This is a genomic window from Pseudomonas sp. P105 (assembly GCF_032614175.1).
GTDB classification, from domain to species: Bacteria; Pseudomonadota; Gammaproteobacteria; order Pseudomonadales; family Pseudomonadaceae; genus Aquipseudomonas; species Aquipseudomonas rhizophila.
The window spans coordinates 5981451-5995606 of the sequence record NZ_CP126693.1; the positions used below are offsets into that span (position 1 = coordinate 5981451).

Sequence of the window (14156 nt, forward strand, 5' to 3'; positions counted from 1 at the left end):
ACCGGCTCAGCGTTTGAGCGAAGGCGCGGGCTGGGTGATTTCCATCGGTGTATCGGTCTTGCTGGCCCACAGACTCTGGGCGTATCCCGTGGTAACGACCCCCAGGCCGAACAGAATGACCAAGATCCACAACAAATCCGGTTTGCGTTTCATCGATTGCCCCCCTCAAGGCATATCACACACGATGACAGCAGCGGTTTTCTTATTGGCCGTGCAGCAGCGTAAAGCTTGGAAGGCCGGCATTTTGCGGCAACCTGCTGCAACACGCAAACTCTGGCGTCAACCGACTGTCGGTTTGTCATAAGATCGCTGAACTTTTTTTATCATTACCGCCCAGGAGTAGAAATCATGGCCTATTGGCTGATGAAATCCGAGCCCGACGAATTGTCCATCCAGGGTCTGGAAAAGCTCGGCCAGGCGCGATGGGACGGGGTGCGCAACTACCAGGCGCGCAACTTCCTGCGGGCCATGGCGGTGGGCGATGCGTTCTTTTTCTACCACTCCAGTTGCCCCGAGCCAGGCATTGCCGGGATCGGCCGAATCGTCCGCGCGGCCTACCCTGACCCAACGGCGCTGGAACCCGACAGCCATTACTTCGACCCCAAGGCCGGGCCGGATAAAAACCCCTGGACCGCGATCGACGTGGCCCACGTCGAAACATTCCCCCGCGTGCTGAAGCTCGACTACCTCAAGCAACAGACCGCCCTGGCTGAAATGCCGCTGGTGCAGAAAGGCTCACGGCTGTCGGTGATGCCCGTCACGGCCGAACAATGGGCAGCGGTGATTGCGCTGCGCTGATCGCCGATGAGTTGATGGACATCAAGCGGGGTCGGTCGCTGATCCTGCAGACTTCGATGCTACAGCCGCAGGATGCCGGACATGTCGACGAACCATCGTACCTCTCGCTTTTTTGCCTTCGCCTTGATGGCTCTGTTGCTGGCCGCCGGTGGATTTGGCTATTGGAAGTCACGCCAGGATCGCCTGCCGGAAGGCTTGAGCATGGGCAATGGCCGCCTTGAGGCCACCGAAGTCCAGATCGCCAGCAAGACACCCGGGCGCCTGGCCGACGTTCAGGTCGACGAAGGCGACAACGTCATCAAGGGCCAAGTGCTCGCGCGCATGGACACCCGCACCCTGGAGGCCCAGCGCAACCAGGCCGAAGCCGAAGTCACCCGGGCCCGGCAGAACCTCGCCGCCACCGAAGCCAACGTGCAACTGCGCCAGAGCGAACAATTGCTCGCCCATCAAGAACTCAAGCGGACCCAGGAACTGTTCAAGCGCGGTTACGCCAGCGGCCAGGTCCTCGACCAGCAACAAGCCCGCGTCGACACCGCCAACGCTGCGGTCAACGCCGCCCGGGCCCAGGTATCGGCGGCGAATGCGGCCATCGGCGCGACCTTGGCCCAGGTGGCCCAGCTCACCAGCGAAATAGATGACAGCACCTTGCGGGCCCCCCTCGACGGCGTGATCCAGTTGCGCCTGGCCGAGCCAGGTGAAGTGCTCGGCGCCGGCGGTCGAGTATTGCTGATGATCGATCCGAGCGACCAGTACATGAACCTCTACCTGCCGGCGTCGGTGGCCGGGAAACTGGCGGTGGGCGATGAAGCGCGACTGTTGCTCGACGCCCTGCCCGAGCGGCCGCTACCGGCCAAAGTCAGCTTCGTCGCGGCCAAATCCCAGTTCACCCCCAAGGAAGTCGAAACCCGTGATGAGCGCCAGAAACTGGTGTTCCGCGTCAAAGTGCACCTGACCCGTCCCGGCGAAGTGCCCCAGGCAAAACCGGGTATGCCCGGGGCCGGTTACGTGCGCACGGCGCCCATTGACTGGCCGGCCAACTTGCGATGAGCGCCACCGCCGGCGAGGCATTGCACGCCTCGGGTCTCGAACATCGCTACGGCCAGCATGTGGCGCTGAGCGAAATCGCCTTCAGCCTGCCCGCCGGCACTCGCTGTGGCCTGATCGGCCCGGACGGTGCCGGCAAATCGAGCCTGTTGGGGCTGATTGCCGGGGTGAAGAAGCTCCAGCATGGCCAACTGGATGTGCTCGGCGCCTCGATTGGCGATCGACGCCATCGCAAGACTCTCTACCGACGCATTGCCTTCATGCCCCAAGGGTTGGGGGGCAACCTTTACCCGGACCTGTCGATAGGCGAGAACATTCGGTTCTTCGGCACATTGTTCGGGCTATCGCGAGCAGAATGCGAACAACGCATGGGGACCTTGCTGCTGGCCACCGATCTGCAGCGTTTTGCCGACCGTCCAGCAGGCAAACTGTCCGGCGGCATGAAACAAAAGCTCGGCCTGTGTTGTGCGCTGATCCATGAACCGGACCTGCTGATTCTCGACGAACCCACCACGGGCGTGGACCCGCTGTCCCGGCGACGCTTCTGGGAACTGATAGAGAGCGTGCGCCGGCAAAGACCGCAACTGACCCTGCTGGTCGCCACGGCATACATGGAAGAGGCCGAGCAATTCGAGCACTGCCTGATGCTCGACAACGGTCGCTTGATCGCCAAGGGCTTGAGTGCGGAGCTGGCCAAGGTCACCCCGGACGGCAAGCTCGATTCGGCCTTCACCCACTTCCAAGGCGGCAGCGGCCATGACGCCGAACCGCTGGTGATCCCCCCCAGGACCGCCAACACTACCGACATTGCCATCCAAGCCCACGATCTCACCTTGCGCTTCGGCGATTTCACCGCCGTCGATAACGTCAGCTTCGCGATTGGTCGCGGTGAAATCTTTGGCTTCCTGGGTTCCAACGGTTGCGGCAAGACCACCACCATGAAGGTGCTGACCGGACTGATCCCCGCCAGCGAAGGCAGTGCCCGGCTGCTGGGTAACCCGGTCAACGCCAAGGACCTCGCCACCCGCAAGCGGGTGGGTTTCATGTCCCAGAGCTTTTCGCTCTACGGCGAACTGAGCGTGCGCCAAAACCTGGAGCTGCACGCCAAGCTGTTCGATCTGCCCACTACAGACAGCCGCCAGCGCATCGATGAACTTATCCAGCGCTTCAATCTCCAGGAACTGGCGGACCAAACGTCCGGGGGGCTACCACTGGGCCTGCGGCAGCGCCTGTCCCTGGCGGTGGCGGTTTTGCATCGCCCGGAAGTACTGATCCTCGACGAGCCGACCTCAGGCGTCGATCCGGCCGCGCGGGATGATTTCTGGCGACTGTTGATCGAGTTGTCTCGCGAGCAAGGTGTGACGATTTTCCTTTCCACGCACTTCATGAACGAGGCCCAGCGCTGCGATCGCATTTCGCTGATGCACGCCGGCAAGGTCCTGGCCTGCGACACGCCAGCGGCCTTGCAAGCGCAGTTCAGCGGTCAGACGCTGGAAGCCGCGTTCGTCACCTGCCTGGAAAACGCCCAGGGCGAAACGCAGCAAGACGCCGCCCCCGGGACCCTTGAGAACGCCGGCGCGCCCCGGGACCGGCGCGGCCTGAGCCTCGGTCGCCTGTGGGCCGTCGCCAGTCGGGAGGGCAAGGAGTTGCTGCGCGACAAAGTGCGGATGGCATTCGCCCTGCTGGGGGCATTGTTCATGATGGTGGTCTTCGGCTTCGGTATTTCCCTCGACGTGGAGAAACTGGCCTTCGCCGTGTATGACCAGGATCAGAGCCCGCAAAGCCGTGCCTATCTGGAGGCGTTCCGCAGCTCACGCTACTTCGAAGAACGACCGATCATCCGCGATGCAAAGGAGCTACACCGACGCTTGCAGCGCTCGGAGATCAAGCTGGCCCTGGAAATCCCCCCCGGTTTCGGTCGAGACCTCTACGCCGGCCGCCAACCGACAGTGGGCGCCTGGTTGGATGGCGGCATACCGTTTCGGGCCGAGACCAGTCGCAACTACGTCCAGGCGGTGCACCAGGCCAACCTTGAGCAACTGGCTGAATCCAGCAGTCGCGCGCCCACCCGGCAACCCAGCGCGAAGCTGGAGACACGCTTTCGTTATAACCAGGACGTGGTCAGCGTCAACGCCATCGGCCCAGGGGTCATGGCGCTGATCCTCGCATTCATTCCGGCCATGTTGACGGCGCTGGGCATCGTGCGGGAAAAGGAACTGGGCTCGATCACCAACTTCTACGCTACGCCGCTGACCCGCCTGGAGTTCCTGCTGGGCAAACAAGTGCCCTACCTGGCGGTAAGCCTGATCAACCTGGCCCTGCTGACCGCGATGAACCGCTGGCTGTTTGGCGTGCCATTCAAGGGCAGCGCCCTGACGCTGGCGTTGGGCGGCCTGCTCTATGTGCTGGCGACCACCAGCATGGGGCTGTTGATCTCGGCATTCACCCGCACCCAGATCGCCGCGATCCTCGGCACCATGATCATCACCAGCCTCCCGACCATCCAGTTCTCAGGGCTGATCGTGCCGCGCTCATCCCTGGACGGTGCAGCCTCGGTGATGGGCCAGCTGTTTCCCGCCGGGCACTTCCTCGACATCGCCGTCGGCACCTTCACCAAGGCCCTTGATCTGCGCCAGCTATGGCCACAATGCCTGGCGTTGTTCGGGTTTTTCCTGGGCTTCACCGGGCTCAGCCTGATCATGCTGAAGAAGCAGGAGGCCTGATGCACACGCTTTCACATATCTGGCGTCTTGGGCTCAAGGAACTGACCAGCCTGCGCTACGACTCTGTTCTGTTGCTGTTCCTGGGCTACGCCTTCACCGTGGCGATCTACATGCCGGCCGCCGGTTCGGTGATCGGCGTGCACAACGCCAGTGTCGCAATAGTGGACGAAGACCAGAGCCATCTCTCGCGCCAATTGGCCCTGGTCCTGCAACCGCCGGAGTTCCAGAGCCCGGTGGCACTGCCCTACGCCGAACTGGACAAGGTCATGGACAATGGCCGCTACACCTTCGTCATCAACGTGCCCGCCAATTTCCAGGCCGACCTGCTCGCAGGACGCGAACCGACGCTGCAACTCAACGTCGATGCCACGGCCATGAGCCAGGCGTTCATGGGCGCCGGCTACATCGGACGGATTTTCCAACAGGAACTGACGACCTATGCCGGCCAGGCACAAGCGAGCGAACAAACGCCCGTGAGATTGACCACTCGTTCGCTGTTCAATACCAATCTGGAAGGTGGCTGGTTCCTCGCAGTGATCCAGATCGTCAACAACATCACGATCCTGGCCATCATCCTGACGGGCACGGCGCTGTTGCGCGAGCGCGAGCACGGCACCCTCGATCACTTGCTGGTGCTGCCGCTCACGGCCTTGGAAATCATGCTGGCGAAAATCTGGAGCAACATGCTGGTGGTGGTGCTATGTACCTGGGCGTCGCTGGAAATCATCGTCAAGTTCGCACTGGGCGTTCCGCTCGCCGGCTCCATGCTGCTATTCCTGCTGGTGACTGCGCTCTACCTGTTCGCCAGCACCGCCCTGGGTATTTTTCTCGCCACCCTTGCCCGTTCGACGCCCCAGTTCGGCTTACTGTCGATCCCGGTCATCATTCCGATGCTGCTGTTGTCGGGCGGCAGCACGCCGCTGGACAGCATGCCGCAATGGTTGCAATGGGTGATGCAAGGTTCGCCTTCGACCCATTTCGTCAGCCTCAGCGCGGCGATCCTGTTCCGTGATGCAGGCGTGAGCGTGGTATGGCCAGACCTGCTGGCACTGGCGGCAATCGGGCTGTTGTTCTTCGCAATCGCCCTGGGCCGGTTTCGCAAAAGCCTGGCGTCTTGACGAAAAAAAGCAGCCTTGGGTAGCGCCTGGGGATCCGGGCACTGCCAAAGGCTGCGATCGAGCGGGTTTATTGAATGATCAGGTTATTGAACAACAGGTCATCCACCATCGGCTTGCCGGTTTCGTCGTTCATGATCTGCTGGGTCTGCTTCAAGGCTTCCTGACGCAGTTTTTCCTTGGCTTCGATATTGTTCATGGCCTCGGTGGTCTGTTGGGCGAACAGCGCAACCAGCTGATTACGGATCAGCGGCTCGTTGGCCTTCACCGCCGCAGCGGCGGCATCCCCCGTGACACGCAGGGCCACATCGGCCTTGTACACCCTCAGCTTTGCCGAGCCGTCCAAGCCATAGTTGCCCACGAACGGCGGGCTGAGGGTGATGTAACTGACCTTCGGCGCCTCGCCTTCTTTGGCTTCCTCGGCCATTGCCGTCACAGGCAACGACAGGGCCAGCATCAACATGATCCACGCTTTCACATTCGACTCCTCATACGGTTTGCGGCCCAGCATACCGACCCGCCGTTCAAGCACAAGCTTATGGCCGGCTATCAGGGCAGGGCATGCTCGTTGACCCATTGACTCTCACACCTACACTTATCGGCCATCACTCCCAAAGGAATAGCCCTGATGAAAGCCGTGCTGTGCAAAGAATTCGGTCCTGCCGAATCGCTGGTGCTGGAAGACGTCGCCAGCCCCGTCGCGAAGAAGAACGAAGTGCTGCTGGATGTGCATGCCGCCGGCGTGAACTTCCCTGACACGCTGATCATCGAGGGCAAATACCAATTCAAACCACCCTTCCCGTTTTCCCCCGGCGGCGAAGCAGCGGGCGTCATCAGCGCCGTGGGCGAAAAGGTCAGCCACCTGAAGGTCGGTGACCGGGTCATGGCGTTGACCGGCTGGGGCAGCTTTGCCGAACAGGTGGCCGTGCCAGGCTACAACGTGCTGCCCATCCCCTCGTCCATGGACTTCAACACCGCCGCCGCCTTCAGCATGACCTACGGCACGTCGATGCATGCCCTCAAGCAACGGGCCAACCTGCAACCCGGCGAAACCCTGCTGGTGCTCGGTGCATCGGGCGGCGTCGGCCTGGCGGCCGTGGAGATCGGCAAGGCCATGGGCGCCCGGGTGATTGCCGCCGCCAGCAGTGCAGAGAAGCTGGCCGTGGCCAAGGCTGCCGGTGCCGACGAACTGATCAACTACAGCGAAACCAGCCTCAAGGATGAAATCAAACGCCTCACCGACGGCCAGGGCGCCGATGTGATTTACGACACGGTGGGCGGCGATCTGTTTGACCAGGCCATTCGCGCCATCGCCTGGAACGGCCGGCTATTGGTGGTCGGCTTTGCCAGCGGACGCATCCCCGAGCTGCCCGTAAACCTGGCCCTGCTCAAGGGCGCCGCCGTGGTCGGCGTGTTCTGGGGCTCCTTCGCCCAACGCCAACCCCAGGACAACGCCGCCAACTTCCAGCAATTGTTTAGCTGGTTCACCGAAGGCAAGCTCAAGCCACTGGTCTCGCAGGTGTATCCATTGAGCAACGCCGCCCAGGCGATCAATGACCTGGGCCAGCGCAAGGCTGTGGGGAAGGTGGTGGTGCAGGTGCGTTGAAGTCAATCAAGCGGTCCGGGTGCCAAAAGCGGCGGACCGCGTGACGATTGAATCTGGCGATCAAGGCAAAACGCCCGGCGCCCGGCATCTACTTGCCGAAAAACACATCGGACACGTAGCGGCGCGTGTAATGGAACGAGCGCAACTTCTGCACCCATGGTTGGCGCCATGCACGTTGATGTCCGAGCACTTCCAGGCCTCGGCCAATTTGTCTGCATCGATCGGCTCGCCCTCCGGATGGAATTCCAACGATTCCACGGCTTGCGTCTGCGCTGCCGGGGAGGCTGGCTCGGGATTGTTCTCGGGCACCCATAAAACCTGAGCGGCCCAACTCGCACTGCCCAAGCACAGCAGCATCACAGCACACCCCCTCATACCGTTCCTCACCTGAATGCCAGCTCCGGCAGAAACGTGAAGTGTAAAGAGCGAGGCTCATTAGTTGAATGGCGAGACTTCTGTGTTGGTTGAAGGACGTTTCCTACTTTCTTGTCCCGCAACGATGGAGTGCAGGAGTAAAGAGACCTTACAAGGCAATTCCTACAACGCCATCGGCGTATGTCTGAGCGACATGTTCATTTAAGAACATTCATTCAGGGAAATTCCCATTGTTTAAGTGATGAGAAGCGATGCTATTTTCGGTAACGAAACTGTAACATTCGCATCCGCAGTCATAACAAGAATCTGGAGCCCTTGAATGTTTGCTTTCTTTCGTCCTGCCGTACATCAGGCGCCCCTGCCTGAAGAAAAAATAGACAGCACCTACCGACGCCTTCGCTGGCAGATTTTCGCCGGCATCTTCATCGGCTACGCCGGTTATTACCTGCTGCGCAAAAACTTCTCCCTGGCCATGCCATACCTGATCGACGAGGGCTACACCCGGGGTCAGTTGGGCCTGGCCATGTCGGCCATTGCCATCGCCTACGGGCTTTCGAAGTTCCTGATGGGCCTGGTGTCCGACCGTTCCAACCCGCGCTATTTCCTGCCATTCGGTTTGCTGGTCTCGGCGGGGGTGATGTTCATTTTCGGTTTCGCGCCTTGGGCAACATCCAGCGTAACCATGATGTTCATCCTGCTGTTCATCAATGGCTGGGCCCAGGGCATGGGTTGGCCACCCAGTGGCCGGACCATGGTGCACTGGTGGTCGCAGAAAGAACGCGGCGGTGTGGTGTCCGTCTGGAACGTGGCGCATAACGTCGGCGGTGGCTTGATTGGGCCGTTGTTCCTGCTTGGGATGGGCTGGTTCAATGACTGGCATGCGGCGTTTTATGTACCGGCGGCCGTGGCGCTACTGGTGGCGCTGTTTGCCTTCGCGACCATGCGCGACACCCCGCAATCGGTAGGCTTGCCGCCGATCGAAAAATACAAGAACGATTACCCGGAAGGCTACGACGCCAGTCACGAGAACGAGTTCAGCGCCAAGGAAATCTTCGTCAAGTACGTGCTGCGCAACAAAATGCTCTGGTACATCGCCATGGCAAACGTCTTTGTTTACCTGCTGCGCTACGGCGTGCTGGACTGGGCGCCCACCTACCTCAAGGAAGCCAAAGGCTTCACGGTGGATAAAACCTCCTGGGCGTACTTCTTGTATGAGTGGGCAGGCATCCCCGGCACGTTACTGTGCGGCTGGATGTCGGACAAAATCTTCCGCGGCAACCGTGGCCTGACGGGCATGGTGTTCATGGCGCTGGTGACCGTGGCGACACTTGTGTACTGGCTGAACCCGGCCGGCAACCCGACCGTGGACATGATCGCCCTGGTTTCGATTGGCTTTCTGATCTACGGCCCGGTGATGCTGATTGGTTTACAGGCGCTGGAGCTGGCGCCAAAGAAAGCCGCCGGCACCGCTGCCGGGTTCACAGGCCTGTTTGGCTACCTGGGCGGCTCGGTCGCGGCCAGTGCTGCCATGGGCTACACGGTGGACCATTTCGGCTGGAACGGTGGTTTTGTATTGCTGGTGGGTGCTTGCCTGCTGGCGATGGCGTTCCTCGCGCCAACCTTGTGGCACAAGCAAATCGCCAGTCAGAGCCGCGAAGCGGTGGCCTGATCCAGGGCTGATTTACAGCGTTTGAGCCGCGCCTCCAGATTCCGGTCTGGCATGGCGTGGCTGCGCAGGGCGTGGATGGTCTGCTCGACATAATCGCGAGTGGTGCCATAGCGCCCACAGGCGCTTTCGAACACCTGGCTCAGCACATGATCCGGCAAGTTGCCGGCATAGCTGGGCAGGTGCCGCTCCAGCACAAACCCCAAGGCCTGCACCCGGCTGCCATCTTCGAGACGGCAACTGAGCCAGTGCGGACGATAGGACGGGAACGGCATCTCGCGCTGCCATAGGGCGAACAACGAATCCTCAAGATTGTCCTGCGGCAATCGATAGGCAAAACCGCTGCACGAACCGCCGCGATCCAGTCCAAACACCAGCCCCGGCAACTCCGGAGTGCCACGGTGTTCGTGAGACCACAAATACAAACCGCGATGATAACCGTGGACGCGGCCGCGCACCCGTTCCACCGCCGTGCATTCCGGCCGCCAGATCAACGAACCATAAGCGAACAACCACACTGGCCCGCCCTGGTGCAGACTCATGGTCGATTGCATCGACGTGCGCAGCTGCTCATGGGTCAGCTGCGGCCCCAGGTCGAGGCGTGGCGGGTATGGGGCGCTGGCAAAGGCGGATTCGATAGCGGTCATGGCCGGTAGCAGTTGGCTCCTCGCGGGTCGGAAGTGGGGTAGCGCCGTCATGACACTGACGCTGATCAGAATCAAGGCAAGTTGGATGCCATGAATGCCTGGAACTCAGGCATATACCTTAACGACATCCACCGCGCGTACTAAATATCGAATCGATATATCGCCAGGTATATGACCCTGTGGGAGCAAGGCTCGCCCGCGATGAGAGCGATGCAGTCTTTCAGAGAGCGAGGTGCCTGTTTCGCGAGCAAGCTTTGCTCCCACAAAGCTGAAATTCTCTTGCTACAAAAAACAGACCTCAATCAAGTTTCAAGAGCCGCTCAAGAGCCGCTCAAGAGCGCGGCTCAAGAGCGCGGCGCATAGGCAAACACGTCGGCGCGCATTTGGTGGGCGTCCATTCCGGCTTCTACCAAGGCATCGAGCGTGGCATAGATCATGGCCGGCGAACCGCTGGCGTAGACATGCACATCCTTGAGATTGCTGATGTCCTCGCACACAGCTTCGTGAAGCATCCCGCAACGACCTGTCCAGCCGCACAGGTCGCTGACGACTTTGTGCAGATACAGGTTCGGCAGTTTTTTCCACTCATCCCAATGCTCGATTTCATAGAAATCTTCCGGACGCCGCACACCCCAATACAGATGCACCGGGTGTTTGAAACCCGCTGCGCGGCAATGTTCGATCAGGCTGTGCATCTGCGCCATGCCGGTACCGGCGGCAATCAACACCAGTGGGCCCTCCGGCAACTCGGACAAATGGGTGTCGCCAAAGGGCATTTCGATGCGCACATTGGGGTTACGCTGAAGTTGCTCCAACAATGTCTGCGCACTGTTTTCGCGCACTAATACGTGCAATTGCAGCTCGCGCCCCGAATGCGGCGCCGAGGCCAGGGAAAACGCCGATTTCTCGCCATTTTCCCGCTCGATCATCAGGTACTGCCCCGCGTGATAGCGCGGCGGCTTGCCCGCTGGCGCGCGCAGGCGTACTCGCCAGACATCACCGCCCACGTCGGCGCATTCAGTGACCTGGCACGCCAGGCTGCGCACCGGCAACTCGCCCGGTGACAGCACGCCATCCCAGAGCACCACACAGTCCTCCAGGGGCTCGGCAATGCAGGTGAAAATCTCACCGTGATCGCGCACTTCACCCGCCTGCTTCACGCGGCCTTCCACTAACAGCGCACCACAGACATGGCAGTTGCCATTGCGGCAGCTTTGCGGGCACTCGTAGCCCAGGCGTCGCGCGCCATCGAGAATCCGCTCGGCGGGCCGGATATCCAACACCGCCCCGGAAGGCTGCAAGGTTACACGCATCAATCTATTCCTAACTGATTCCAGATGGCATCGATCCGTTGGGTAACGGCTTCATCCTTGACGATCACCCGGCCCCACTCACGGGTGGTTTCACCGGGCCATTTGTGCGTGGCATCGAGTCCCATCTTCGACCCCAGGCCGGACACCGGCGAGGCAAAGTCGAGGTAATCGATCGGCGTATTCTCGATCATCACCGTGTCACGCTTGGGGTCCATGCGCGTGGTGATAGCCCAGATCACGTCGTTCCAGTCTCGTGCGTTGATATCGTCGTCAGTGACAATAACGAACTTGGTATACATGAACTGTCGCAAAAACGACCAGACCCCCAGCATGACTCGCTTGGCATGCCCCGGGTACGACTTCTTCATGGTCACCACGGCCATGCGGTAAGAGCAGCCTTCCGGCGGCAGGTAGAAGTCGGTGATCTCGGGAAATTGCTTCTGCAGGATCGGCACGAACACTTCGTTCAGAGCCACCCCGAGAATGGCCGGCTCATCAGGCGGACGGCCAGTGTAGGTACTGTGGTAAATCGGCTTGATCCGATGCGTAATGCGCTCGACGGTGAACACCGGAAAGCTGTCGACTTCATTGTAGTAGCCGGTGTGGTCGCCATACGGACCTTCATCGGCCATTTCGCCGGGATGGATCACGCCTTCAAGAATAATCTCGGCAGTGGCCGGCACTTGCAGGTCGTTGCCGCGGCATTTCACCAGTTCGGTGCGGTTGCCACGCAACAGCCCGGCGAAAGCATATTCGGAGAGGCTGTCAGGCACTGGCGTGACAGCGCCGAGAATGGTCGCCGGGTCCGCGCCGAGGGCCACGGACACCGGAAACGGTTGCCCAGGATGTTTTTCACACCATTCCCGGTAATCCAGTGCACCGCCACGGTGGCTCAGCCAGCGCATGATGACCTTGTTCCGGCCAATGACCTGCTGACGGTAGATACCGAGGTTCTGACGATCCTTGTTCGGACCTTTGGTGACGGTCAGGCCCCAGGTAATCAGCGGCCCCACGTCGCCCGGCCAGCAGGTCTGCACCGGCAACATTGCCAGGTCGACATCGTCGCCTTCGATCACCACTTCCTGGCAGATGGCGTCCTTGACGACTTTCGGCGCCATGGAAATGATCTTGCGGAAAATCGGCAGCTTGGACCACGCATCCTTCAGGCCTTTGGGCGGCTCAGGCTCCTTGAGAAACGCCAGCAGCTTGCCGATCTCGCGCAATTCGCTGACGGCTTCGGCGCCCATGCCCAAGGCCACGCGCTCCGGCGTGCCGAACAGGTTGCCCAGCACCGGGATGTCATAACCGGTCGGGTTTTCAAACAACAGCGCCGGGCCTTTGGCTCGCAGCGTACGGTCGCAGACCTCGGTCATTTCCAGTACGGGGGACACCGGCACCTGGATGCGCTTGAGTTCGCCGCGCTGTTCCAGACCGCTGATAAAGTCGCGCAAGTCGCGATACTGCATGCAAAAGCCTCATGGTAGCCGTGGCGTTCGGGGGCCCGAGTTTAACGCCGCCCGTTCAAAATAGTGAATGCACGGATAGCAAAAAGCCGGGTTTCCCCGGCTTTGCTGCCCTGCCTGATCGATTACTTGCGTTTCATCGACAGGAAGAACTCATCGTTGGTCTTGGTCTGCTTCAACTTGTCGACCAAAAACTCGATGGCAGCGACTTCATCCATAGGATGCAGGAGCTTGCGCAGGATCCACATACGCTGCAGCTCGTCGTCGGCGGTCAGCAACTCTTCGCGGCGGGTGCCGGAACGGTTGATGTTGATGGCCGGGAAGACGCGCTTTTCAGCGATCTTGCGATCCAGAGGCAGTTCCATGTTACCGGTGCCTTTGAATTCCTCGTAAATCACTTCGTCCATCTTCGAGCCGGTTTCAACCAGCGCGGTGGCGATGATGGTCAGCGAGCCGCCTTCTTCGATGTTGCGCGCGGCGCCGAAGAAACGTTTCGGTTTCTCCAGGGCGTGGGCATCGACACCACCGGTCAGCACCTTGCCGGAGCTCGGGATCACGGTGTTGTAGGCACGGGCCAGACGGGTGATGGAATCCAACAGGATCACCACGTCTTTCTTGTGTTCGACCAGGCGCTTGGCCTTCTCGATCACCATTTCGGCAACCTGCACGTGGCGGGTCGGCGGCTCGTCGAACGTCGAGGCAACCACTTCGCCGCGCACGGTGCGCTGCATCTCGGTCACTTCTTCCGGACGCTCGTCGATCAGCAGCACGATCAGATGAACTTCAGGGTTGTTACGAGCGATATTGGCCGCGATGTTCTGCAGCATGATCGTCTTGCCCGCTTTCGGCGGCGCCACGATCAGACCGCGCTGGCCCTTGCCGATAGGTGCGCACAGGTCGATGACCCGGCCGGTGAGGTCTTCGGTGGAACCGTTACCGGCTTCCATCTTCATGCGCACGGTCGGGAACAGCGGGGTCAGGTTCTCGAAGAGAATCTTGTTCTTCGCGTTTTCCGGACGATCGAAGTTGATCGTGTCGACCTTGAGCAGCGCGAAGTAACGCTCGCCTTCCTTCGGAGGGCGGATCTTGCCAACGATGGTGTCACCGGTGCGCAAGTTGAAACGACGGATCTGGCTCGGCGAGACGTAGATATCGTCTGGGCCGGCAAGATAGGAAGCGTCTGCGGAGCGGAGAAAGCCGAAGCCGTCCTGGAGAATCTCCAGCACGCCATCACCGGAGATTTCCTCGCCGCTTTTCGCGTGCTTTTTGAGCAGGGAGAAAATCACGTCCTGCTTGCGCGAACGGGCCATATTTTCTATGCCCATCTGTTCGGCCAATTCGAGCAGTTCGGTAATCGGCTTTTGCTTGAGTTCAGTCAGATTCATATAGGAATGACGTAATCATTT

At 60.5% G+C, this 14156-nt stretch carries 12 protein-coding genes; 6 read left to right on the top strand and 6 right to left on the bottom strand.

Annotation, left to right across the window (positions count from 1 at the left end):
- Positions 1-6: 6 nt before the first annotated feature.
- Positions 7-153, bottom strand: coding sequence for a hypothetical protein (locus tag QOM08_RS26920; RefSeq protein WP_092395219.1), 147 nt, complete (start codon positions 151-153; stop codon positions 7-9).
- 195 nt (positions 154-348) lie between these two features.
- On the opposite strand from QOM08_RS26920, the gene QOM08_RS26925 reads away from it, so the two are divergent.
- The 4 genes from QOM08_RS26925 to QOM08_RS26940 all read left to right on the top strand — a co-directional run bounded on the left by QOM08_RS26925 (position 349) and on the right by QOM08_RS26940 (position 5683).
- Entirely contained in the window at positions 349-798 is a 450-nt protein-coding gene (locus QOM08_RS26925; RefSeq protein ID WP_047226086.1) for an EVE domain-containing protein, read from the top strand.
- Between the two features lie 81 nt (positions 799-879).
- Positions 880-1845 (top strand): HlyD family secretion protein, encoded by a 966-nt coding sequence (locus QOM08_RS26930; RefSeq protein ID WP_047226087.1) that lies wholly within the window; start codon positions 880-882, stop codon positions 1843-1845.
- Positions 1842-4565: a ribosome-associated ATPase/putative transporter RbbA gene (gene rbbA, locus QOM08_RS26935; protein WP_316912327.1), complete on the top strand. Its 2724-nt coding sequence runs from the start codon at positions 1842-1844 to the stop codon at positions 4563-4565. Before QOM08_RS26930 ends, rbbA begins: the two co-directional genes overlap by 4 nt.
- A complete protein-coding gene (locus QOM08_RS26940; RefSeq protein WP_047226089.1) occupies positions 4565-5683 on the top strand; it encodes an ABC transporter permease in 1119 nt (372 codons plus the stop codon). Before rbbA ends, QOM08_RS26940 begins: the two co-directional genes overlap by 1 nt.
- Positions 5684-5750: 67 nt before the next feature.
- Here the strand turns inward: QOM08_RS26940 and QOM08_RS26945 are convergent, their stop codons facing one another.
- Entirely contained in the window at positions 5751-6158 is a 408-nt protein-coding gene (locus QOM08_RS26945) for a flagellar basal body-associated protein FliL (RefSeq protein ID WP_047226193.1), read from the bottom strand.
- A gap of 150 nt (positions 6159-6308) precedes the next feature.
- Between QOM08_RS26945 and QOM08_RS26950 the strand changes: the two genes are divergently transcribed.
- Positions 6309-7286 carry an NADPH:quinone oxidoreductase family protein gene (locus QOM08_RS26950; protein WP_316912328.1) on the top strand — a complete coding sequence of 326 codons (978 nt, stop codon included), beginning with the start codon at positions 6309-6311 and terminating at the stop codon, positions 7284-7286.
- 694 nt (positions 7287-7980) lie between these two features.
- Positions 7981-9330, top strand: coding sequence for a glycerol-3-phosphate transporter (gene glpT, locus QOM08_RS26955; RefSeq protein WP_047226091.1), 1350 nt, complete (start codon positions 7981-7983; stop codon positions 9328-9330).
- Here the strand turns inward: glpT and QOM08_RS26960 are convergent.
- From QOM08_RS26960 to rho, 4 genes are all read right to left on the bottom strand, one after another.
- Positions 9306-9974 (bottom strand): gamma-glutamylcyclotransferase, encoded by a 669-nt coding sequence (locus QOM08_RS26960; RefSeq protein ID WP_047226092.1) that lies wholly within the window; start codon positions 9972-9974, stop codon positions 9306-9308. The genes glpT and QOM08_RS26960 overlap by 25 nt on opposite strands.
- Before the next feature lie 344 nt (positions 9975-10318).
- Positions 10319-11287 carry a CDP-6-deoxy-delta-3,4-glucoseen reductase gene (locus QOM08_RS26965; protein WP_047226093.1) on the bottom strand — a complete coding sequence of 323 codons (969 nt, stop codon included), beginning with the start codon at positions 11285-11287 and terminating at the stop codon, positions 10319-10321.
- Positions 11287-12753: a 4-hydroxy-3-polyprenylbenzoate decarboxylase gene (gene ubiD / locus QOM08_RS26970; RefSeq protein ID WP_039590257.1), complete on the bottom strand. Its 1467-nt coding sequence runs from the start codon at positions 12751-12753 to the stop codon at positions 11287-11289. Before ubiD ends, QOM08_RS26965 begins: the two co-directional genes overlap by 1 nt.
- Before the next feature lie 122 nt (positions 12754-12875).
- Positions 12876-14135: a transcription termination factor Rho gene (gene rho, locus QOM08_RS26975; RefSeq protein WP_025216061.1), complete on the bottom strand. Its 1260-nt coding sequence runs from the start codon at positions 14133-14135 to the stop codon at positions 12876-12878.
- Between the last annotated feature and the right edge of the window lie 21 nt (positions 14136-14156).